Source organism: Ancylobacter polymorphus, assembly GCF_030813495.1.
Lineage (GTDB): Bacteria > Pseudomonadota > Alphaproteobacteria > Rhizobiales > Xanthobacteraceae > Ancylobacter > Ancylobacter polymorphus.
The window spans coordinates 380,837-399,891 of the sequence record NZ_JAUSUI010000003.1 but is presented as its reverse complement, the minus strand read 5'-3'; the positions used below and the strand labels follow the sequence as shown (position 1 = coordinate 399,891).

The window sequence follows — 19,055 nt, the reverse complement described above, 5'->3', positions numbered from 1 at the left end:
GCCCATGCCCGAACTGCCTGAAGTCGAAACCGTCCGGCGCGGCCTGGCCCCGGTCATGGAAGGCCGCCGCATCCTCGCCGCCGTCGCCCGTCGGCCGGATCTGCGCTGGCCGCTGCCCGAGCGCTTCGCCGAGCGGCTGACCGGGCGCACGCTGCACCGGCTGGAGCGGCGGGCGAAATATCTCATGGCCGATGTCGGATCCGACGCCGACGGCAGGGACGAGGTGCTGGTGATGCATCTCGGCATGTCCGGTTCCTTCCGCATCGAGCCCGACGCCGGCCCGCCGGAAATGCCCGGCGATTTCCACCTGCCGCGCTCGCGTCTCGCCGCACACGATCATGTCGTGCTGCGGATGGAAGGCGACGGGACGACGGGCGCGGCGGAGGTGGTGTATAACGACCCGCGACGCTTCGGCTTCATGCTGCTGCTGCCGCGCACAGAGTTGGCGACGCACCCGCTGTTCAATTCCATCGGGCCGGAGCCGCTGGGGGAGGACTTCACCCCCGAAACGCTGGCCCGCGCGCTGGCCGGGCGGCGCACCCCGCTGAAGGCGGCGCTGCTCGACCAGAAGGTCGTCGCCGGGCTCGGCAACATCTATGTGTGCGAGGCCCTGCACCGCGCCGGCCTGTCGCCGGAGCGCGGCGCCTTCACTCTCGCCGGTCTCACTGGCGGTCCCATCGAACTCACGGTCCGCCTGGTCGAGACCATCCGCGAGGTGCTGCAGGAGGCCATCGCGGCGGGCGGCTCGACCCTGCGCGACCATGCCCAGGTCGACGGCACGCTCGGTTATTTCCAGCACACCTTCCGCGCCTATGACCGCGAAGGCGAGCCCTGCCAGACACTTGGCTGCCGGGGTACAATCGCCCGGCTTGTACAAAGCGGACGCTCCACCTTCTACTGTGCCGCCTGCCAGACATAGGAGACGCGCATGTCCTACGACACCATTCTCGTCGACACCAATGGACGCGTCGGGGTCATCACCCTGAACCGCCCCAAGGCGCTGAATGCCCTCAACGCCGCGCTGATCGCCGAGATGGGGCGGGCGCTGGACCGCTTCGAGAGCGACGCCGGCATCGGCTGCATCGTCCTCACCGGCTCCGAGCGCGCCTTCGCGGCGGGCGCGGATATCAAGGAAATGCAGGCACTTAACTTCCCCGCCACCTATGTCGACGACTTCATCACCTCCTGGGAACGGCTCTCGCGCTGCCGCAAGCCGGTGGTCGCGGCGGTGGCCGGCTACGCGCTCGGCGGCGGCTGCGAGATCGCGATGATGTGCGACATCATCCTCGCCGCCGACAATGCGCGCTTCGGCCAGCCGGAGATCCAGCTCGGCATCATGCCGGGCGCCGGCGGCTCGCAGCGGCTCACCCGGGCGGTCGGCAAGGCGAAGGCGATGGAGATGTGCCTCACCGGCCGCACCCTCACGGCGGAGGAGGCCGACCGCTACGGGCTGGTGTCGCGGGTGGTGCCGCTGGCGTCGCTGAAGGAGGAGGCGATGAAGGTCGCCGACACCATCGCCGGCCTGTCGCTGGCCTCCGTGATGATGACCAAGGAGAGCGTGAACCGCGCCTTCGAATCCTCACTGGCCGAAGGCATCCGATTCGAACGCCGCCTCTTCCAGGCGCTGTTCGCGACGGCCGATCAGAAGGAGGGTATGGCCGCCTTCGCGGCCAAGCGCGGCGCCTCATTCACCAACAATTAACCATTGTGCGGGCGGGGGCCCGCGCCATGCATGTTGACGCGGCGGCGCCCGCCGACTATAAGCCCGCCACTCGCGCGGAGCTCCTTCGGGTTTGCTCCGCTTCAACATTTGCAACCGACATTTCGGCAAGGCGCGGTACGCGGCGTCCTTGCGACGATGAAGAGGATGGCCGATGGCCAATACGCCCTCCGCCAAAAAGGCGGCTCGCAAGATTGAGCGCCGGACCGAGGTCAACCGGAACCGCCGTTCCCGGATGCGCACTTTCGTGCGCAAGGTCGAAGAGGCGCTGGCCTCGGGCGACAAGGACGCGGCTGGCGCCGCCTTCAAGTCCGCCGAGCCGGAGATCATGCGCGCCGCCCAGAAGGGCGTCCTGCCCAAGAACACTGCCTCGCGCAAGGTTTCGCGTCTGGCGCAGCGTCTGGCCAAGCTCGGCGCCTGAACAGGCGGCCCGATCGACTAGATCGCCAAAGACAAAACAACGTAAAAGCCCGGCCTCGCGCCGGGCTTTTTGCGTTTGCGAGCGCGGCCTCGCCAGAGCTCCGCCACGTCCCGCCTGCGTTCCCCGTGGCCATCAGGACCGCGTTGCAAAAGTGTCACGGAAGGAAGTGCCAGCGGAAATCCGGCTCCGACGAACCAGTTGTTTCTTGACTCTTCCGTCGCTCCCAAGCAGCGACCAAACCTGCCAAACCGGCCGAAAAAAGAGACGCCGCCGCGCAGAGTTTTCTCTTTTTTTTCAATTACTTATGACCCACGCCGACCACCACCCCCCGAATCGGCATCTCCTGCCCCCTCCACACCCCTCGCGGCACAAATTTAGCTGCGGAAAGACCCGCCAATGCCCCCCATTGAATCTTGCAAGTGACTCAGAGATTTGCCGACTGATGGCTCTTTTTTGGGCGCTCGAATCACCGCCCTGCGGCACCCCGATACAGCCCCTGCGGCACTGACGGCGTTGCACCGCAGGGGGGGGCTGTGTATGTTGTCTTCATCCGGTTGGGCCGGGCACCTCAGCGAAATGTTGAGTTTTGGAGCGGTCCTTTGCGACGTGGGGAGGGTGGCGTGTGCTGTATTCATGACCCTACCTCCACAGCGATGTTGTCGCCGGGCGTTGATCGACAGGTCTTCCAAGAGGGAAGATCTTGTCCGCGTAGTGCGTAGTGTTGGCGATTTTAGTTGAATCATAACAATTTAACATTTGACGACGGCAATAATCTTGCCGTGAAGGGGCTGCTATGACTACGCGCAAGAACGCACAAGAGGGTGCGTGTTCCATTCGCCCCGCTGCTTCCGCGGCGGAAGGCGTCTGCGACGACGATATATCCACCCCTCGGATAAGGTGCGTTCTGCATGAGCCTCATGCCTTGGCCTTTTGGCCTGTTGAGGCGCTGATGCGGGTCGTCTAAAGACATCCCCCGCCCGACGGCCGAGAGGCCACGTCGATCACTTCATTCGCACTGATGAGCCTGCCGCCTGCTGGAACGCGTCCGCGATCCGGCGGAGCGGCGCGGCTCTCGTGTGTCCCAACAACCGCATAAGAAGCGCGGAGCCGATATGTTCAAAGATGGCATCGAATCCTCAGGCAAAACCCAGTTTCCCGGCGTGGCGGCAAGCGCCGGTGCGAGGGGTGGGCTGGAAAGCGACGCGCGCGACGCCTGGGATCGGGTTCGCCGTCGGCTGCGGGCCGAGGTCGGTGAGGAAGTCTATTCGAGCTGGTTCCCGCGCATCGAGCTCGATGGGATTAATGACGGCTTCGTGCGCCTGTCCGTGCCCACGCGTTTCCTCAAGACCTGGATCCAGCAGCATTATATCGAGCGTCTCGTCGCTCTGTGGCAGGAAGAAGCCTCGGCGGACCGCGTCGAACTGATCGTCCGCACCGCCGTGATGCGCACGCCGGGCGCCGCTCCGATGCCGGTGCGCGCGGCGATCACGCGCGTCGCGCCGCCCGTCGAAGCTGAACCCGCGCCGTCGACTCCGGCATCCCTGGCCAATCCGGCCGAGGTGGCCAATGGCTCTCCGCTGGACCCGCGCCTTACGTTCTCGACCTATCACCTTGGCGACTCCAACCGCCTCGCCCATGCGGCGGCGCTGAAGGTGGCGCATGCGCCCGCCGGCAGCGGCCCGGTGTTCAACCCGCTCTATCTCCATGCGGCCGTCGGACTGGGCAAGACGCACCTGCTTCAGGCCATCGCCGCCGACGGCGCCGGCCATGGTCGCCGCGTCGTCTATCTCACTGCCGAGCGCTTCATGTATGGCTTCGTCGCCGCGCTGAAGAGCCAGTCCTCGCTCGCCTTCAAGGAGCAGCTTCGCGGCATCGACACGCTCGTCATTGACGACCTGCAGTTTCTGCAAGGCAAGAGCGTGCAGCAGGAATTCTGCCACACGCTCAATGCCCTGATGGATTCCGGCCGTCAGGTGGTGATCGCCGCCGACCGCCCGCCCGCCGAGCTCGACGCGCTGGAGGAACGGGTACGCTCGCGCCTCGCCGGCGGGCTCGTGGTCGAGATCGCGCCGCTCGACGATGAACTGAAGCTCGAGATCCTGAACGCCCGCATCGCGACGCTGGCGCAGCAGCATCCCGGCTTCGGCGTTCCGCAAGACGTGCTCAACTTCATCGCCCGCCATTGCGGCCAGAACGGCCGCGACCTCGACGGTGCGCTGAATCGCCTGCTCGCGCATAACCAGCTCACATCCCGCGCCATCACGCTCGAAATGGCCGAGACCGCCGTGCGCGACCTGGTGCGTTCGAGCGAACCCAAGCGCGTGCGGGTGGACGATATTCTGCGCGTCGTCGCCAAGCACTACAATGTCAGCCGCGCCGACATCCTCTCCCAGCGCCGCACCGCCAATGTGGTGAAACCGCGCCAGATCGCGATGTATCTCGCCAAGATGCTGACCCTGCGCTCGCTGCCGGAAATCGGCCGGCGCTTTGGCGGGCGCGATCACACCACGGTGCTGCATGCCGTGCGCAAGATCGACGGTCTCGTCGGCACCGACCGCGTGCTCGCCGATGAGGTCGAGACGCTGAAGCGGCTGGTCAACGACGAGTAGCCCCGGGCGCCGCGAACGGCGGTTTACCCGATATACCCGCAGATTTCCCCATCATTTCGGCGCATCCCTTGGATGCGCCGCTTGCCTTGATACGCGAGGGGCGGCAATGTCGGCGCCCCCGGCGGCGCGGTCGCGCCGCTGCCCGGGGCGCGTGGCCGGGGTCGTTCGGCCGCCCGTGCCTCGTGCACCTTTCCTTTTTCGTAAAGCCACGGGTGTCGCGGCCATGAAGGTCACTGTCGAGCGGGCCGAGTTGCTCAAGTCTCTGGCCCACGTCCATCGTGTCGTCGAGCGGCGCAACACCATTCCGATCCTCGCCAACGTGCTGATGCGGAGCGATCCGCGCGGGCTCGCGCTGCGGGCCACCGACCTCGACATCGAGATTGTCGAGACGATCGCGGCCGAGGTTCAGGAAGAAGGCGCGACAACCGTCCCCGCGCATACGATCTACGACATTGTCCGCAAACTGCCGGAAGGCGCCCAGGTTCAGATCGAGACGTCGGGCGACCGCAGCACGCTCACCGTGCGCGCCGGCCGTTCGCGCTTCGCGCTGCAGACGCTACCGGAGAATGAGTTCCCCGATCTGGCCGCCGGCGAGATGTCACACAGCTTCACCCTGCCGGCCGGCGAGCTGAAGCGCCTCGTGGACAAGACCCAGTTCGCGATCTCGACCGAAGAGACGCGCTATTATCTCAACGGCATTTATCTCCACGTAGCGGACGCCGGCGGACCGGTGCTGCGGGCTGTCGCCACCGATGGCCATCGCTTGGCGCAGGCTCAGACGGCCGCGCCTGCCGGCGCCAGCGGCATGCCCGGCGTCATCGTGCCGCGCAAGGCCGTGGCCGAGATCCAGCGACTTGCCGAGAATGCGGATGCCGAGGTGACGGTCGAGCTTTCCGCTGCCAAGATTCGCGTGTCGCTCGATCGCGTGGTGCTGACCTCCAAGCTGATCGACGGCACCTTCCCGGATTATGGGCGCGTCATTCCGGTCGGCAACGACAAGACCCTCGTCGTCGACAAGGCCGACTTCGCTTCCGCCGTCGATCGCGTCTCCACCGTGGCCAGCGAACGGGGCCGGGCGGTGAAGCTCTCCATCGCCGATGGCAAGCTCACCCTCTCCGTCACCAATCCGGATTCGGGCAGCGCCACCGAGGAAATCGAGGTCGAGTACGCGGCTGAGCCGATCGATATCGGCTTCAACAGCCGCTACCTCCTCGACATCACCTCGCAGATCGAAGGCAGCACGGCCGAGCTGAAGCTCGCCGATCCCGGTTCGCCCACTCTGGTGCAGGACCCGGACAAGCGCGGCGCGCTCTATGTGCTGATGCCGATGCGGGTGTGAGCGCGGCCACGACGGTTACGGCCCGCCTCGCCCGCCTGCGGCTGACCGATTTCCGCAGCTACCCGTCTGCGGATATTCGCGTCGGCAAAGGGCCCATCGTGTTGCTGGGGCAAAACGGGGCCGGCAAGACCAATCTTCTGGAAGCGATCTCGCTGCTTGCGCCCGGTCGTGGCCTGCGGCGGGCCACGCTCGACCAGTTCGCGACGCGGCGGCCCGGACCCCAGGGTTGGGCGGTGTCCGCCGTGGTCGAAGGAGCGTATGGCGAGGTCGTGCTCGGCACCGGTGTCGAAGCCGACAGCGAGGCGCGAACCCGCCGCTGCCGCATCGACGGTGAGACCGTGGGGTCGGCTGCGGCGTTCGCCGCCCATATCCGCATTGTCTGGCTGACACCCGACATGGATGGGCTTTTTCTGGGCCCGCCTTCGGAACGTCGGCGTTTCCTCGACCGGCTGGTGCTGGCGGTCGATGCCGAGCACGGGGCGCGGGTCAACGCACTGGAGCGGGCGCTACGGTCGCGTAACCGCCTCCTTGAGGAGCCCACGACCGATCCCCGCTATCTCGACGCCGTGGAACAGGAACTGGCGGCGCTGGCGATCGCGGTGGCCGCGGCGCGGATGGAGACGGTGCAACGGCTTGCCGCTGGCATCGCGCAGGGGCGCGAGGCGCATGACGACGGCGCGTCCCTTTTCCCCTGGGCAACGGTTGCGCTCGACGGCGAGGTGGAGCGCGCGCTGGCGACCGAGCCGGCAACGGTCGTCGAGGATCACTACCGGATGGCCTTGCGTGTCGCCCGCCCGCGTGACCGGGCGGCAGGGCGGACCCTGGAGGGGCCGCATCTGACCGACCTGCTCGTCGGCCACGGGCCGAAAGCCATTCCGGCCGGACAGGGCTCCACCGGCGAGCAGAAGGCGCTGCTGATCGGGCTCGGCCTCGCGCATGCCCGGCTGGTGACGGAGATGACGGGCGGGACGCCTGTCATGCTCCTCGACGATGTCGTCGCCTATCTCGACCCCGAACGCCGCATCGCCCTTTTTGCCGCGCTCGACGCGCTCGGCGCGCAGGTGTGGATGACCGGCGCCGACCCCTCGGCCTTCGCGGCGCTGGCCGGACGGGCGGAAACCTTCGCGGTGACGCCCGGCCATATCGAGAAGCACGCCTGAACCCTTGAAATAAAAGGGAAAACACCCTAGAAATCTGCCTATGCCAATGGGCTTGTCGGCGGGCTCCGTCGTCGTGGCCTTTCACCCGGGCGCCAGCTTGTCAAAGTGCTCAAGCCCCGCCACGAATTCACCGTGCGAGTGCGGTATAAATCCCAATCACGTCCTCGATTCGTAGAGCTTCATTCCATGGCCGACCCTGACAACGCTCCGTCCCCCGCCGCGAACACCGCGAACGGGGAAGACTATGGCGCGCAGTCGATTCAGGTGCTTCGCGGCCTCGACGCGGTGCGCAAGCGCCCGGGAATGTATATCGGCGACACGGATGACGGCTCCGGCCTCCACCATATGGTGTATGAGGTGGTGGACAACGCCATCGATGAAGCGCTGGCCGGCTATGCCGACGAAGTGACGGTGACGCTGAACGCCGACGGGTCGGTGACCGTGACCGATAATGGCCGCGGCATCCCGACCGACATCCATGACGAGGAAGGCGTCTCGGCGGCTGAGGTCATTATGACCCAGCTGCACGCGGGCGGTAAGTTCAACCAGAATTCCTACAAGGTCTCCGGCGGCCTGCACGGCGTCGGCGTCTCCGTGGTCAACGCCCTGTCGACGACCCTTGATCTCACCATCTGGCGTAATGGGCTCGAACATCACATGCGCTTCCGCCATGGCGATGCCGAAGCACCGCTGGCGGTGAAGGGGCCCGCGCCGGAAGGCCGACGCGGCACGATGGTGACTTTCGTCCCAAGCCCGCAGACATTCACGCATATCGAGTTCAGCTATGCGACGCTGGAACACCGGCTGCGCGAACTCGCCTTCCTCAATTCGGGCGTGCGGATCGTGCTGACCGACGCGCGCCATGCCGAGGTGAAGCGCGAAGAGATGATGTATGAAGGCGGCGTCGAAGCCTTCGTGCAGTATCTCGACCGTTCCAAGCAGGCTCTGTTGCCCAAGCCGATCGTAATCCGCGCCGAGCGCGACGGCATCATGGTGGAATGCGCGCTCTCATGGAACGACAGCTACCATGAGAACGTGCTGTGCTTCACCAACAACATCCCTCAGCGCGACCGCGGCACCCATTTCACCGGTTTTGCGGCGGCCCTGACACGCCAGATCATCGGCTATTCCGAGCGCTCCGGCATCGCCAAGAAGGAAAAGGTCGACCCGACGGGCGAGGATTGCCGCGAGGGCCTCACCGCCGTGCTCTCAGTAAAGGTGCCGGACCCGAAATTCTCGTCGCAGACCAAGGACAAACTGGTCTCGTCCGAAGTGCGGCCGGTGGTCGAGGCGCTGGTGAACGACGCGCTCGGCACTTGGCTGGAGGAGCACCCCGGCGAGAGCAAGGCGCTGGTGACGAAGGTGGTCGAAGCCGCCGCCGCGCGCGAAGCGGCGCGCCGGGCGCGCGAACTCACCCGTCGCAAGAACCCGCTCGATGTCGCCTCGCTGCCCGGCAAGCTCGCCGACTGTCAGGAGCGCGATCCGGCCAAATCCGAACTGTTCATCGTCGAGGGTGACTCGGCCGGCGGCTCCGCCAAGATGGGCCGAAACCGGGCCTTCCAGGCGATCCTGCCGCTGCGCGGCAAGATCCTGAATGTCGAGCGCGCCCGCTTCGACAAGATGCTCTCGTCCGACCAGATCGGCACGCTGATCACGGCGCTCGGCACCGGCATCGGCCGCGACGACTTCAATGTCGACAAGCTGCGCTACCACAAGATCATCATCATGACGGACGCGGACGTGGACGGTTCCCACATCCGCACCCTGCTGCTGACCTTCTTCTTCCGCCAGATGCCGGAACTGCTTGAGCGCGGGCACATCTACATTGCGCAGCCCCCGCTCTATAAGGTGACGCGCGGCAAGTCCGAGCAGTATCTCAAGGACGAGCGCTCGCTGGAAGATTACCTCATCACCCAGGGCCTGGACGAGGCGTCCTTGCACCTTGCCACCGGCGAAGTCCGCGGCGGTGCCGATCTTCATCATGTGCTGGAAAGCGCCCGCTCCTTCCGCCATGTGATGAACGGGCTGCATCCGCGCTACAACCGCGCGGTGGTCGAACAGGCGGCGATCGCCGGAGCGCTGACGCCCGGCCTGCTGGTCGAGGAGGAGCGCGCCACCGAGATCGCCCATGTCGTCGCGGGCCGGCTTGACCGGATCGCCGAGGACACGGAACGCGGATGGGTCGGTGAGGCCGACGGCGCCGGCTTCCGTTTCACGCGTACGGTGCGCGGGGTGAAGGAAGTGGCCGTGCTCGACGCCACCTTTATCGGCTCCGCCGAGGCGCGCCGGCTCGACAGCCTGTCGGCTGACCTGCAGGACGTGCATGCCGACCCCGCCACCCTGCGCCGCAAGGGATCCGAGACCCTCGTCTTCGGCCCGATGGACCTGTTCGACGCCGTGACCGATGCCGGCCGTAAGGGCGTCGCGCTGCAGCGCTACAAAGGTCTCGGCGAGATGAATGCCGAGCAGCTGTGGGAGACGACGCTCGATGTCGATGCCCGTTCGCTGCTGCAGGTGAAGGTGAAGGAAGTCGCGGACGCCGACGACCTGTTCAACCGCCTGATGGGCGATGTGGTGGAACCGCGCCGCGAGTTCATCCAGGACAACGCGCTGCGCGCCAGCGTCGACGTCTGAGGCCACCTTCCGCGAAGCGCTGTGCTGGCGCAGATGTGAGGGGCGGACGGCTCGTCGCGGAGCCCGCCCGCCCCATAGTCTTGTGCGACTTCCCTTACGATAGGAGCCGCACAATGCCCACACCCCTCCGCCCGCCACGCACGATGCTCGGCGCCGGCCTTGCCGGCCTCCTCGTACTCTCCGCCCCCGCTCTCGCCCATCACGGCTGGAGCTGGGCGGAAAGCGAGCAGATGACGCTGGAAGGCACCATCAAAACCATCTCGATGGCGCCGCCGCATCCCTCACTGGAGGTGACGGCCGGCGACGGCACTGTGTGGCAGGTCGATCTCGGCAATCCCCGCCAGACCGCCGCGTCCGGCTTCACCGGGGATACGGCCAAGCCCGGCGACGCCATCACCGTGCTGGGCAACCGCAACCGCGACAGCGCCAAGGCGCATATGAAAGCGGTGCGCATCACCCTCGCAGGCACGAATTACGACATGTACCCCGAGCGGATCGGCCGCAACTGAGGCCGCAGGTGGAAGAGCTGTGGGGCACTCTCGCCGCGCTGGCAGATTGGCCCGGCGCCCGCGCCTTGCGGGCGTCGTGGATCGCCTATCTCCTCGTCAATGCGGCCCACATTCTCGGCGTTGCGCTGCTGCTCGGTACCATTCTCGTGTTCGACCTGCGGCTGCTTGGGGCGTTCAGCTCCGTGCCGCTTGCCGTGATGGGACCGCTTCAGCTGCGGGTGGCGGCTTTTGGCCTTTGCCTCGCTGTGCTCACGGGGGCGTGGCTGATCTCGATACGACCCACCGACTATGCCGCCAACCCCGCCTTCCAGATCAAGCTGGCCCTCCTAGCCGCAGCGCTTGCGAATATCGGCCTCCAGCACGCCAATCCGGGCTTCCGGCGGGCGATGAGGGGCGCGCCTGTCACGACGGCTGTGCGCGCCTGTGCCGCCGCGTCTTTCGTGCTCTGGATCGCCCTTCTCGTGGCGGGACGGTGGATCGGTTTCGCCTGAGGCGGACTTGGCCGCAAGTTCACTCGCCTTCGCCGTCCGCTGGCTCTAGAGTGTTCCGTCCTTCGCGTCGAGTTCTTGCCCATGACCTCCCTGCCCTGCCCCGCCCCCCGCACCGGCGCCCGCCTCCTCGTCGACGCACTCCTCGCCAACGGCGTTACGCGCACCTTCGGCGTGCCTGGCGAAAGCTATCTCGACGTGCTGGATGCGCTGTCCGATAGCGCCATCGACTTCGTGATCTGCCGGCAGGAAAGCGGCGCGGCGATGATGGCGGAAGCCTGCGGCAAGCTCACCGGGCGGCCGGGAATCTGCTTCGTCACGCGCGGGCCCGGCGCTACCAATGCGAGCGCCGGCATCCATATCGCCCAGCAGGATTCGACGCCGATGATCCTGTTCGTCGGCCAGATCTCGCGGGCGATGCGCGGGCGTGAAGCGTTTCAGGAGGTCGATTACCGCGCCGTCTTCGGCCCGCTCGCCAAATGGGCGGTGGAAATCGACGACGCGGCGCGTATCCCGGAAATCGTCTCCCGCGCCTTCCGCGTCGCCATGCAGGGCCGGCCGGGGCCGGTAGTCGTCGCCCTGCCGGAAGACGTGCTGAGCGCGCTCGCCGAGGTACCCGACGCGCCCGCCGTGGAGCCGGCCGAAACCTGGCCGGGCCTTGCCGACATGATGCGGCTGCAGCGCCTGCTCTGGGCGGCGAAGCGGCCACTCATGATCCTCGGCGGGGCGCGCTGGAATGAGCGGGCGGTCGCCTCCGTCGCCCGCTTCGCCGAGCGCTTCGACCTCCCCGTGGCGGTCAGCTTCCGGCGGCAGATGCTGTTTCCGGCGGATCACGCCTGTTTCGCCGGCGACATCGGTTTCTCCGTCAATCCGAAGCTCACGGCCCGGCTGAAGGACGCCGATCTCGTCATTCTCGCCGGCGGGCGGTTCGGCGAGGTGCCCTCGCAGGGCTACAGCCTGCTCGGCATTCCCGATCCCGGCGTGCCGCTGGTGCATGTCCATGCCGATGCCGAAGAGCTGGGCCGGGTCTATCAGCCCGCGCTCGCCATCAACGCCTCCTCAGGCGCCTTCGCCTCCGCGCTGGAAGGGGTGCAGCCGCCAAACACCATCACCTGGGGTGACTGGCGGGCGCAGGCGCGGGCCGATTATCTCGAATGGACCGAGGTCCCCCCCGCCAATCCCGGCGCGGTGCAGATGGCAAGCCTCGTGCACTATCTGCGCGCCCTGCCCAAAGACACGGTCATCTGCAACGGCGCGGGCAATTTCGCCATCTGGGTCCATCGCTTCCATCGCTTCCGCGCCTATGGCACGCAACTCGCGCCAACCTCGGGGTCCATGGGCTATGGCCTGCCGGCTGCGGTCGCGGCGAAAATCTCCCAGCCGGAGACGCCCGTGGTGGCCGTGTGCGGCGACGGGGATTTCCTGATGACCGGGCAGGAATTCGCCACAGCGGTGCAGTATGGCGCGCCCATCGTCGCCATCGTGGTGGACAACGGCATGTATGGCACCATCCGCATGCATCAGGAGCGCGAATATCCGACGCGTGTTTTCGGCACGACGTTGAAGAATCCGGATTTCGCCGCCTATGCCCGCGCCTTTGGCGGCTTCGGCGTGACGGTGGAGTCGAACGAGGCGTTCGTGCCCGCGCTCGACGCGGCCTTTGCGTCCGGCTTGCCGGCAATCGTGCACGTGAAGCTCGACCCGGAAGCGATCACACCGACCACCTCGCTCAGCGCACTGCGGGATAAGGCGCTGGCGGGACGGTCAAACGCCTAGAGCCTGATCCGGTCAGGTTGAAACAACCTGATCGGTGAATCAGTCTCTAAAGTATTGATAGAGAACGTTTTACCAATCCGATCGCGATGCAATCAGATCGGAACGTGCTCTAGCGGGACGGGGGCCGCGTCTGCGCGGTCACTGTGACGGGCGCCTTGGCCAAGCGGTCGAAGAGCCGCCGCTCCTGCACCAGCGGCCACCAGTCGAACAGGAAGATCTCCATCGGCCGCCAGTTCGCGACCCAGCCGAGAATGACGAGGCCTTCCATGACAACGCTGGCGAGGCGCGAGTAGGGGAAGAGGTTGACCAGCGACTGGCCGACCAGCAGGCAGAGGCCGAGCACGAGAACCCCGATGGCCAGAGCCTTGCGGCCTTCGGCAAAAAGCCGGGTCAATTCGCGGCTGCGCCGTTCCGCCTGGTTCTGGAAATGCTGTCGGAAAACAGCCGGCAGACTCTGGGACAGCGGCCCTTCGACCTGCGCGGGCGGAAGGTGGATGATGATGGCCAGCGAAGCATCGGGCGGCACGTCAAGGGCGTGCTCGCGCACATAATCGTCGACCTCCCCGTCAAGGCCGCGCTCGCGAAAGGGAAACGGGTCGAGCATGTCGAGCAGTTGCTGCGGGTCATCCACCCGCAGATCGATCTGCCCCTTGCGCCGTCTCGGCATTCGTCCCCCCACGAGCAATTCCCGCAGAAGTACATAGCGGTTTTGCGCGAGGCATTGCGTCTAATCAGAGAGTGGGAGCGCTTCCGGTCAATGTGGTTTCACCGGAAACGCTCTAGCGTGAGGGGCGCCGCTCGCGCGTGCGCCTCCTCTTCGCCGCCACACTGCTTTCGCTACGCCTTGGCGAGTTCACCGGAAAGCGCCCGCGCGATCAGGGCGCGGGTTTCGGGAATGCCGTAGGCGGCGACGAAGCCACCGAAACGCGGTCCTTCCTTCTCGCCGAGCAGAAGCTCGTAGAGCGCACTGAACCACGCAAAGGTCACGCCCGGCCCGCCGGAAGGGCTTTTGCGCTTGTGGTCCTGATAGCGCGGTTCGGCCCGGCCGACATCGAGCACGGCGTTCTGGATCGCGTCGCGATCGTCGCCATCCACCTCCGCCAGCGCCGCGTCGAGCCGTGCCAGAGCCTGCGCCTCGACCTCGTCGGGCAGGCGATAGCTCCGGTGCGGCTTCACCCGGTCGATGAAGTAGCGCACCGCATAGCCGGCCAGCTGGTCGACGGTCGGGTGGGTTTCCGGCGACGTGCCGGGCGCGTAGCGTTCAATGAAGCGCCAGAGCACGCCCTTGTCCTCGGCGTTGGAGGCCGAGGCGAGCTTGAGCATCAGGCCGAAGCTCAGCGGCAACTCCTCCACCGGCGGGTTGCCGGAATGGATGTGCCACACAGGATTGCCGAGCCGGTTCTTCCAGTCCTGGGTCGGGTAGCGGGCGAGGAAGCTGAAATACTCATCGACCGCCTTGGGGATCACGTCGAAATGCAGCTTCTTGGCCGAACGCGGCGACTGGAACATATACAGCGCCAGGCTCTCCGGGCTCGCATAGGTCAGCCATTCGTCGATGGTCAGGCCGTTGCCCTTCGACTTCGAGATCTTCTGGCCGTTCTCGTCGAGGAACAGCTCATAGACGAAATGCTCGGGCGCGATGCCACCGAGGATTTCGCTGATCCGGTCATAGATCGGTGCGTTGGTCTGGTGGTCCTTGCCGAACATCTCGAAATCGACATCGAGCGCCGCCCAGCGGGCACCGAAATCCGGCTTCCATTGCAGCTTCACATGGCCGCCGGTCACGGGAAGAGTCTTGTCCACCCCGTCCTCATCGGTGAAGGTGATGGTGCCGGCCTTGGCGTCGACAGCCTTCAGCGGCACGTAGAGCACGCGGCCGGAAACCGGCGAAATCGGCAGGAAGGGCGAATAGGTTGCCTGCCGCTCCTCACCCAGCGTCGGCAGCATCACTTCCATGATGGCCTCGTACTTCTCCGCCGCCTTCAGCAGCACGGCGTCGAGCTTGCCGGAGAAGTAGTAATCCGTGGCGCTGGCGAACTCGTAGTCGAAGCCGAACGTGTCGAGGAACCGGCGGAGCATCGCGTTATTGTGGTGGCCGAAGCTCTCATAGCCGCCACCGAACGGATTCGGCACCTTGGTCAGCGGCATCTGCAGATAAGGCTTAAGCGCCGCCGGATCCGGCACGTTTTCCGGAATCTTGCGCATGCCGTCCATGTCGTCGGAGAAGCAGAGCAGACGCGTCGGAATCTTGCCCTCGGTCAGTACGTGGAAGGCGTGACGCACCATGGTGGTGCGCGCCACCTCGCCGAAGGTGCCGATATGCGGCAGGCCGGACGGGCCGTAGCCGGTCTCGAACAGAACCTCGTCTTTGGGTTTCCGCTTCAGACGCTCGACGATCTTGCGGGCTTCCTCGAACGGCCAGGCGCCGGCGGTCTCCGCCAGCGTGCGCAGTTCGACTGCAAAATCTTCGACCGGAGCGGTCGCCGTCATGATAGGCCCTCCTGGGCTTGGCTTCATCGAAACGTCAAAGGCGGCCGCGCCGCCTCGGCGCATGCTCTAGGTAGTGCGGCGGTCCGCGTCAATAAACGCTGATCGGGAACCAGCGCAGATAGAGGTCGGTATACACCCCCTCCTCCCAGAGCTGGGCCAGCGCATAGTTCAGCGACTGACGCAGCGGGTCATTGCCACGCTTGACCGCGATGCCCATCCCCTCGCCGAAATAAAGGCTCTCGGTAAAGGGGCCGCCGACGAAGACGCAGCAGCCGGCGGAGGCCGTGCCGTTGAGCCACAGGGCGAGTTGCACGCCATCGCCAAAGAGCAGGTCGATGTCGCCCTTCTGCAAGGCGGCACGCGCCGCTTCCGCATCGGGAAAGCGGCGGATGGCGATCTCGTTGAAGAAGTCGCGCAGATAGGCCTCGTGCGCGGTGTCGGCGACTACGCCGACCGATTTGGAGGCGAGCGCGTCCGGCGTCACCTTCTGCGCCGGATCGCCGCGACGAGCGACGAAGCGGGCGGGCGAGCGGAAGTAGCGGTCGGAGAAATCGGTACGCTCGCGGCTGGCGGCGGAGATAGCGATTCCCGCGATGGCGGCATCCGCCTTGCCGCTTTCCAGCGCCTCGACGAGTTGCTCGAAGGGCAGGATTTCCAGCGTACAGCGAATGGCAAGCTCGGTGCAGATCGCACGGGCGATGTCGACATTGAACCCGGTCGGGCGCCCGTCCTCGCCGCGGAAGCTGAAGGGCGGGTAGTCCTCGGTGGTGACAAAACGTATCTGGACCGGCAGTCGGGTGACATCCGGTCGCTCCGGCCGCCGTTTCGGGTCCCAGAAGCCCGGAACCATCACCGCCTCCGGCGCGCTGGCGGCCGCGGCTGTGGTCGGCCCCTGTTGCGCCCACACCACACCGCCATGCAATCCCAGCGCAAGAACAGCCGCCCCGGTAAGCACCGTCATCAAACAGGACTTAACTGCCGGATAAAAATACCGCACACTTTCCTCACGCTGGACCAGGCGGATGCCGCGCCTTCGATGTTCTACCGTCTTGGTGTGCACTAGGCGAGGGGCCGCGCGATGACGCAATTGGCGCATTGGCGCTCATGGGGCCCGCTGGAACCGCTGGACGCTCCCGGCATCCCCATCGAGATGCGTGGGATCGCGCAAGGGCTCGACCCGGCCGTGCTGCATTACGCCCGGCGCCGGGCCCTGCGGCTGGGAACCGGGCTCGACGAGACGTTGCTCGCCACGGGCCATGCCTCGCCGGACACGCTGGCTCAGGCCGCGGCGCTGGATCTCGGGATCGACTTCGAGCCGCTCGACCCAGCGGTGTTCAAGGCCTTGCCAAGGCTGGCCGCGACCGATGTCTGCTCCATGCTGCGCAGCGGCGTCATGCGAACGACGGATGGACGGCTCGTCGCCGCGGCGCGCGGGGCGCGGCTGCGACGGCTTGCGGCGGCGCTGGCGGAGCGCCCGCAGCTTCGTGGACGGGTGAGCCTGACGACGCCGGAGCGGCTGTCGCGCTTCGTTCATGCGCGCTTCGGGCGGCAACTCGGCAACCTCGCCACCTATCGGCTGCGCGATAAGCAGCCCCATCAGTCGGCAGGAACGCTCCATGCGTCCCGCTATCTGTTCGGCCTGATCGCCTGCCTTCTCGCCGCCCTCTTCCTCACCACGACCGCCACCTCCTTCATCGGCGCCTGGATACCGCCTGGCCTGGTCGCTCTCATGCTCATAGGTAGCGCGACACTGAAGCTGGCGGCCTGCACGATACCGCCTCAGAGGCCTCCCCGCCCGGCAAGGGACGACAAGTCCTTGCCGGGCTACAGCCTGATCGTTCCGCTCTACCGCGAGGCGAGGGTCGTGCCCCAGCTGGTCGACGCGTTGGACGGGATCGACTACCCCCGCGAAAAACTCCAGATCCTCTTGGTCATCGAACCCGATGATGAGGCAACGGCAACCGCGCTCGCGCTCCATGCCCGCCGCCCCGGCTTCGAGGTCATCGTCGCTCCCCCGGTCGGGCCCCGTACCAAGCCGAAGGCGCTCAACGCCGCCCTGCCCTTCGCGCGCGGCACAGTGATCGGCGTCTACGATGCCGAGGATGTGCCCGATCCGCTGCAGCTTCGGCACGTTTGCGGCAGGCTCAATGCACGCGGGAATGAACGTATTGGCTGCGTTCAGGCCCGCCTTGTCATCGACAATCTCGCCGATGGGTGGATTTCCCGGCAGTTCGCCGCCGAATATGCCGGCTATTTCGATGTGGTGCTGCCGATGCTCGGCCTCTGCCGGTTGCCGCTGCCGCTCGGAGGCACGTCCAATCACTTCCGCCGAGCTGCGCTTGACGACGTGAACGGTTGGGATCCCTTCAATGTCACGGAAGATGCCGATCTGGGCGTGCGCCTGGCGCGGGCCGGCTGGGGAACGGACGTCATCGCCTCCGCCACGGATGAGGAAGCGCCCCAGCGGTTCGGTGCGTGGATGCGCCAGCGCACACGCTGGTACAAGGGATGGATGCAGACGCTGCTGGTGCACATACGCCAGCCCCTGCGCATGGCGCGCGAGGCCGGATGGGCGGAAACGCTGACCCTCCTGTTCCTTCTCGGCAGCGGCACGGCGGCCGCGCTGCTTCATCCCGTGCTGTTCGCTTCAGTGCTGCTGGGGCTGTTTCTGGAGCCCATCCATGAGCTGTCGTTTACGTCGACACTGCTCGACGGGGTTTGGTTCTGCGTGCTGGTGGCGGGATGTCTCGGCACCGTGCTTTCGACCCTGCTGGGCATGCAGCGGCGACGGATTCCCGGCATGGTCAGCGTGGCGCTGAGCATGCCGGTGTACTGGCTGATGATGTCGGCGGCGGCGTGGCGGGCCCTTATCGCGCTCGTCATCGCCCCGTCGCACTGGGAGAAGACCGAACACGGGCTGGCGCGCACATCACGCCGGCGGCAGGGATGGCGGCCGACGTTGCGGCTCAGAAATAGCGGCGCAATTCGGCAGCGGCATCTTCGGGCGAGCGCTTCAGGTTGAACGGGGCAACGAACCGGCCGTTCTTGTCCATGAGATAGACGATGGCCGTATGGTCCATCGTGTAATCACCTCCCTGGGTCGGCACCTTCTTGGCGTAGGCACGGTAGGCGCGGGTGACGGCGGCGATCTGCTCCGGCGTGCCGCTCAATCCCTGAATGCTCGGATGGAAGCTGCCGAGATAGGCCTTCATCACCTCAGGCGTATCCCGTTCGGGATCGACGGTGATGAACAACCCCGTGGCCTTGCGCGCATCCGGCCCCAGAGCCTCGAACAGTTGCGACATCTCGAACAGCGCGGTCGGACAGATGTCCGGGCAGTGGGTGAAGCCGAAAAACACCAGTGTCGGCCTGCCGCGATAGCTGTCCTGCGTCACCGCATTGCCGTTCTGGTCCACGAGCTGAAAAGGACCGCCGATCGCCACCTCGTTCGATACAGTGCCCCGGCCGGACGGCAGCAGAGCGAGGGCGCTCGCGACGATGGCCACGGCACCGACGACGAAGGCGGCGAGGAGCAGAACGACACGACGGTTCGACATGGCACCACAGCAAGGCTCGGCGCCGCCGACCGGCGCGCGCCACGGATCACTCTTCAAAGGCCTAGAGCAATTCCCGCAAAAGCGCATAGCGGTTTTGCGATAGGAATTGCGTATAATCAGAGAGTTAGGGCCGTTCCGGTGAATGTGAATTCGCCGGAACGGCTCTAGAAACAGTATGCGAGACCGGCCGTCAGCATCTCGAAGAAAACGACCGCACCGTGGCGCGCCCACAGGCCGATCGCCGCAGCGACGGCGAGGACCCCGGCAATCCCCGCACCCCAGGCCAAGACCCTGCTCCGCGAAGCCGCGATGTGTGCCATTGGTGTCGCCATCGTGCTCATACCCCCAGCAC

Annotated in this window: 15 protein-coding genes; 11 read left to right on the top strand and 4 right to left on the bottom strand. The window is 66.2% G+C overall.

What is annotated here, in order from left to right:
- Positions 1–4: 4 nt before the first annotated feature.
- From mutM to J2S75_RS09110, 10 genes are all read left to right on the top strand, one after another.
- Positions 5–919, top strand: coding sequence for a bifunctional DNA-formamidopyrimidine glycosylase/DNA-(apurinic or apyrimidinic site) lyase (mutM, locus tag J2S75_RS09155; protein ID WP_307019523.1), 915 nt, complete (start codon positions 5–7; stop codon positions 917–919).
- Between the two features lie 9 nt (positions 920–928).
- Positions 929–1,702, top strand: a complete 774-nt coding sequence (locus tag J2S75_RS09150; protein ID WP_307019522.1) for an enoyl-CoA hydratase — start codon at positions 929–931, stop codon at positions 1,700–1,702.
- Between the two features lie 172 nt (positions 1,703–1,874).
- Entirely contained in the window at positions 1,875–2,141 is a 267-nt protein-coding gene (gene rpsT, locus J2S75_RS09145; protein WP_244378045.1) for a 30S ribosomal protein S20, read from the top strand.
- A gap of 1,190 nt (positions 2,142–3,331) precedes the next feature.
- Positions 3,332–4,750, top strand: a complete 1,419-nt coding sequence (gene dnaA / locus J2S75_RS09140; RefSeq protein WP_307019644.1) for a chromosomal replication initiator protein DnaA — start codon at positions 3,332–3,334, stop codon at positions 4,748–4,750.
- 223 nt (positions 4,751–4,973) lie between these two features.
- Positions 4,974–6,089, top strand: a complete 1,116-nt coding sequence (gene dnaN / locus J2S75_RS09135) for a DNA polymerase III subunit beta (RefSeq protein ID WP_307019521.1) — start codon at positions 4,974–4,976, stop codon at positions 6,087–6,089.
- Positions 6,086–7,249 carry a DNA replication/repair protein RecF gene (gene recF / locus J2S75_RS09130; protein ID WP_307019519.1) on the top strand — a complete coding sequence of 388 codons (1,164 nt, stop codon included), beginning with the start codon at positions 6,086–6,088 and terminating at the stop codon, positions 7,247–7,249. The genes dnaN and recF overlap by 4 nt, the downstream gene beginning before the upstream one ends.
- 186 nt (positions 7,250–7,435) lie before the next feature.
- Positions 7,436–9,883: a DNA topoisomerase (ATP-hydrolyzing) subunit B gene (gene gyrB, locus J2S75_RS09125; RefSeq protein ID WP_307019518.1), complete on the top strand. Its 2,448-nt coding sequence runs from the start codon at positions 7,436–7,438 to the stop codon at positions 9,881–9,883.
- Positions 9,884–9,996: 113 nt separating this feature from the next.
- Positions 9,997–10,392 carry a DUF6152 family protein gene (locus J2S75_RS09120; RefSeq protein WP_307019517.1) on the top strand — a complete coding sequence of 132 codons (396 nt, stop codon included), beginning with the start codon at positions 9,997–9,999 and terminating at the stop codon, positions 10,390–10,392.
- An 8-nt stretch (positions 10,393–10,400) separates the two neighbouring features.
- The gene (locus tag J2S75_RS09115) at positions 10,401–10,883 is read left to right on the top strand and encodes a DUF2214 domain-containing protein (protein WP_307019516.1); all 483 of its coding nucleotides are present in this window, start codon (positions 10,401–10,403) and stop codon (positions 10,881–10,883) included.
- A gap of 81 nt (positions 10,884–10,964) precedes the next feature.
- Complete coding sequence (locus J2S75_RS09110; protein WP_307019515.1) at positions 10,965–12,656, top strand: thiamine pyrophosphate-binding protein; 1,692 nt, start codon at positions 10,965–10,967, stop codon at positions 12,654–12,656.
- A gap of 109 nt (positions 12,657–12,765) precedes the next feature.
- On the opposite strand, the gene J2S75_RS09105 is transcribed toward J2S75_RS09110, so the two are convergent.
- The 3 genes from J2S75_RS09105 to J2S75_RS09095 all read right to left on the bottom strand — a co-directional run bounded on the left by J2S75_RS09105 (position 12,766) and on the right by J2S75_RS09095 (position 15,996).
- A complete protein-coding gene (locus tag J2S75_RS09105) occupies positions 12,766–13,323 on the bottom strand; it encodes a hypothetical protein (protein ID WP_307019514.1) in 558 nt (185 codons plus the stop codon).
- A gap of 170 nt (positions 13,324–13,493) precedes the next feature.
- Positions 13,494–15,146, bottom strand: a complete 1,653-nt coding sequence (locus J2S75_RS09100) for a lysine--tRNA ligase (RefSeq protein ID WP_307019513.1) — start codon at positions 15,144–15,146, stop codon at positions 13,494–13,496.
- An 88-nt stretch (positions 15,147–15,234) separates the two neighbouring features.
- Positions 15,235–15,996, bottom strand: a complete 762-nt coding sequence (locus J2S75_RS09095; protein ID WP_370874112.1) for a transporter substrate-binding domain-containing protein — start codon at positions 15,994–15,996, stop codon at positions 15,235–15,237.
- 237 nt (positions 15,997–16,233) lie between these two features.
- Between J2S75_RS09095 and J2S75_RS09090 the strand changes: the two genes are divergently transcribed.
- Positions 16,234–18,168, top strand: a complete 1,935-nt coding sequence (locus J2S75_RS09090; protein ID WP_370874105.1) for a glycosyltransferase — start codon at positions 16,234–16,236, stop codon at positions 18,166–18,168.
- Here the strand turns inward: J2S75_RS09090 and J2S75_RS09085 are convergent.
- Positions 18,113–18,703 (bottom strand): SCO family protein, encoded by a 591-nt coding sequence (locus J2S75_RS09085; protein WP_307019510.1) that lies wholly within the window; start codon positions 18,701–18,703, stop codon positions 18,113–18,115. The genes J2S75_RS09090 and J2S75_RS09085 overlap by 56 nt on opposite strands.
- Positions 18,704–19,055: the final 352 nt, after the last annotated feature.

Bases quoted from the DNA above. Each gene is read 5' to 3' on its own strand.
- mutM (WP_307019523.1), top strand. From the start codon at position 5: ATGCCCGAACTGCCTGAAGTCGAAACCGTCCGGCGCGGCCTGGCCCCG.
- J2S75_RS09150 (WP_307019522.1), top strand. From the start codon at position 929: ATGTCCTACGACACCATTCTCGTCGACACCAATGGACGCGTCGGGGTC.
- rpsT (WP_244378045.1), top strand. From the start codon at position 1,875: ATGGCCAATACGCCCTCCGCCAAAAAGGCGGCTCGCAAGATTGAGCGC.
- dnaN (WP_307019521.1), top strand. From the start codon at position 4,974: ATGAAGGTCACTGTCGAGCGGGCCGAGTTGCTCAAGTCTCTGGCCCAC.
- gyrB (WP_307019518.1), top strand. From the start codon at position 7,436: ATGGCCGACCCTGACAACGCTCCGTCCCCCGCCGCGAACACCGCGAAC.
- J2S75_RS09120 (WP_307019517.1), top strand. From the start codon at position 9,997: ATGCCCACACCCCTCCGCCCGCCACGCACGATGCTCGGCGCCGGCCTT.
- J2S75_RS09110 (WP_307019515.1), top strand. From the start codon at position 10,965: ATGACCTCCCTGCCCTGCCCCGCCCCCCGCACCGGCGCCCGCCTCCTC.
- J2S75_RS09105 (WP_307019514.1), bottom strand. From the start codon at position 13,323: ATGCCGAGACGGCGCAAGGGGCAGATCGATCTGCGGGTGGATGACCCG.
- J2S75_RS09100 (WP_307019513.1), bottom strand. From the start codon at position 15,146: ATGACGGCGACCGCTCCGGTCGAAGATTTTGCAGTCGAACTGCGCACG.
- J2S75_RS09095 (WP_370874112.1), bottom strand. From the start codon at position 15,996: ATGGTTCCGGGCTTCTGGGACCCGAAACGGCGGCCGGAGCGACCGGAT.
- J2S75_RS09085 (WP_307019510.1), bottom strand. From the start codon at position 18,703: ATGTCGAACCGTCGTGTCGTTCTGCTCCTCGCCGCCTTCGTCGTCGGT.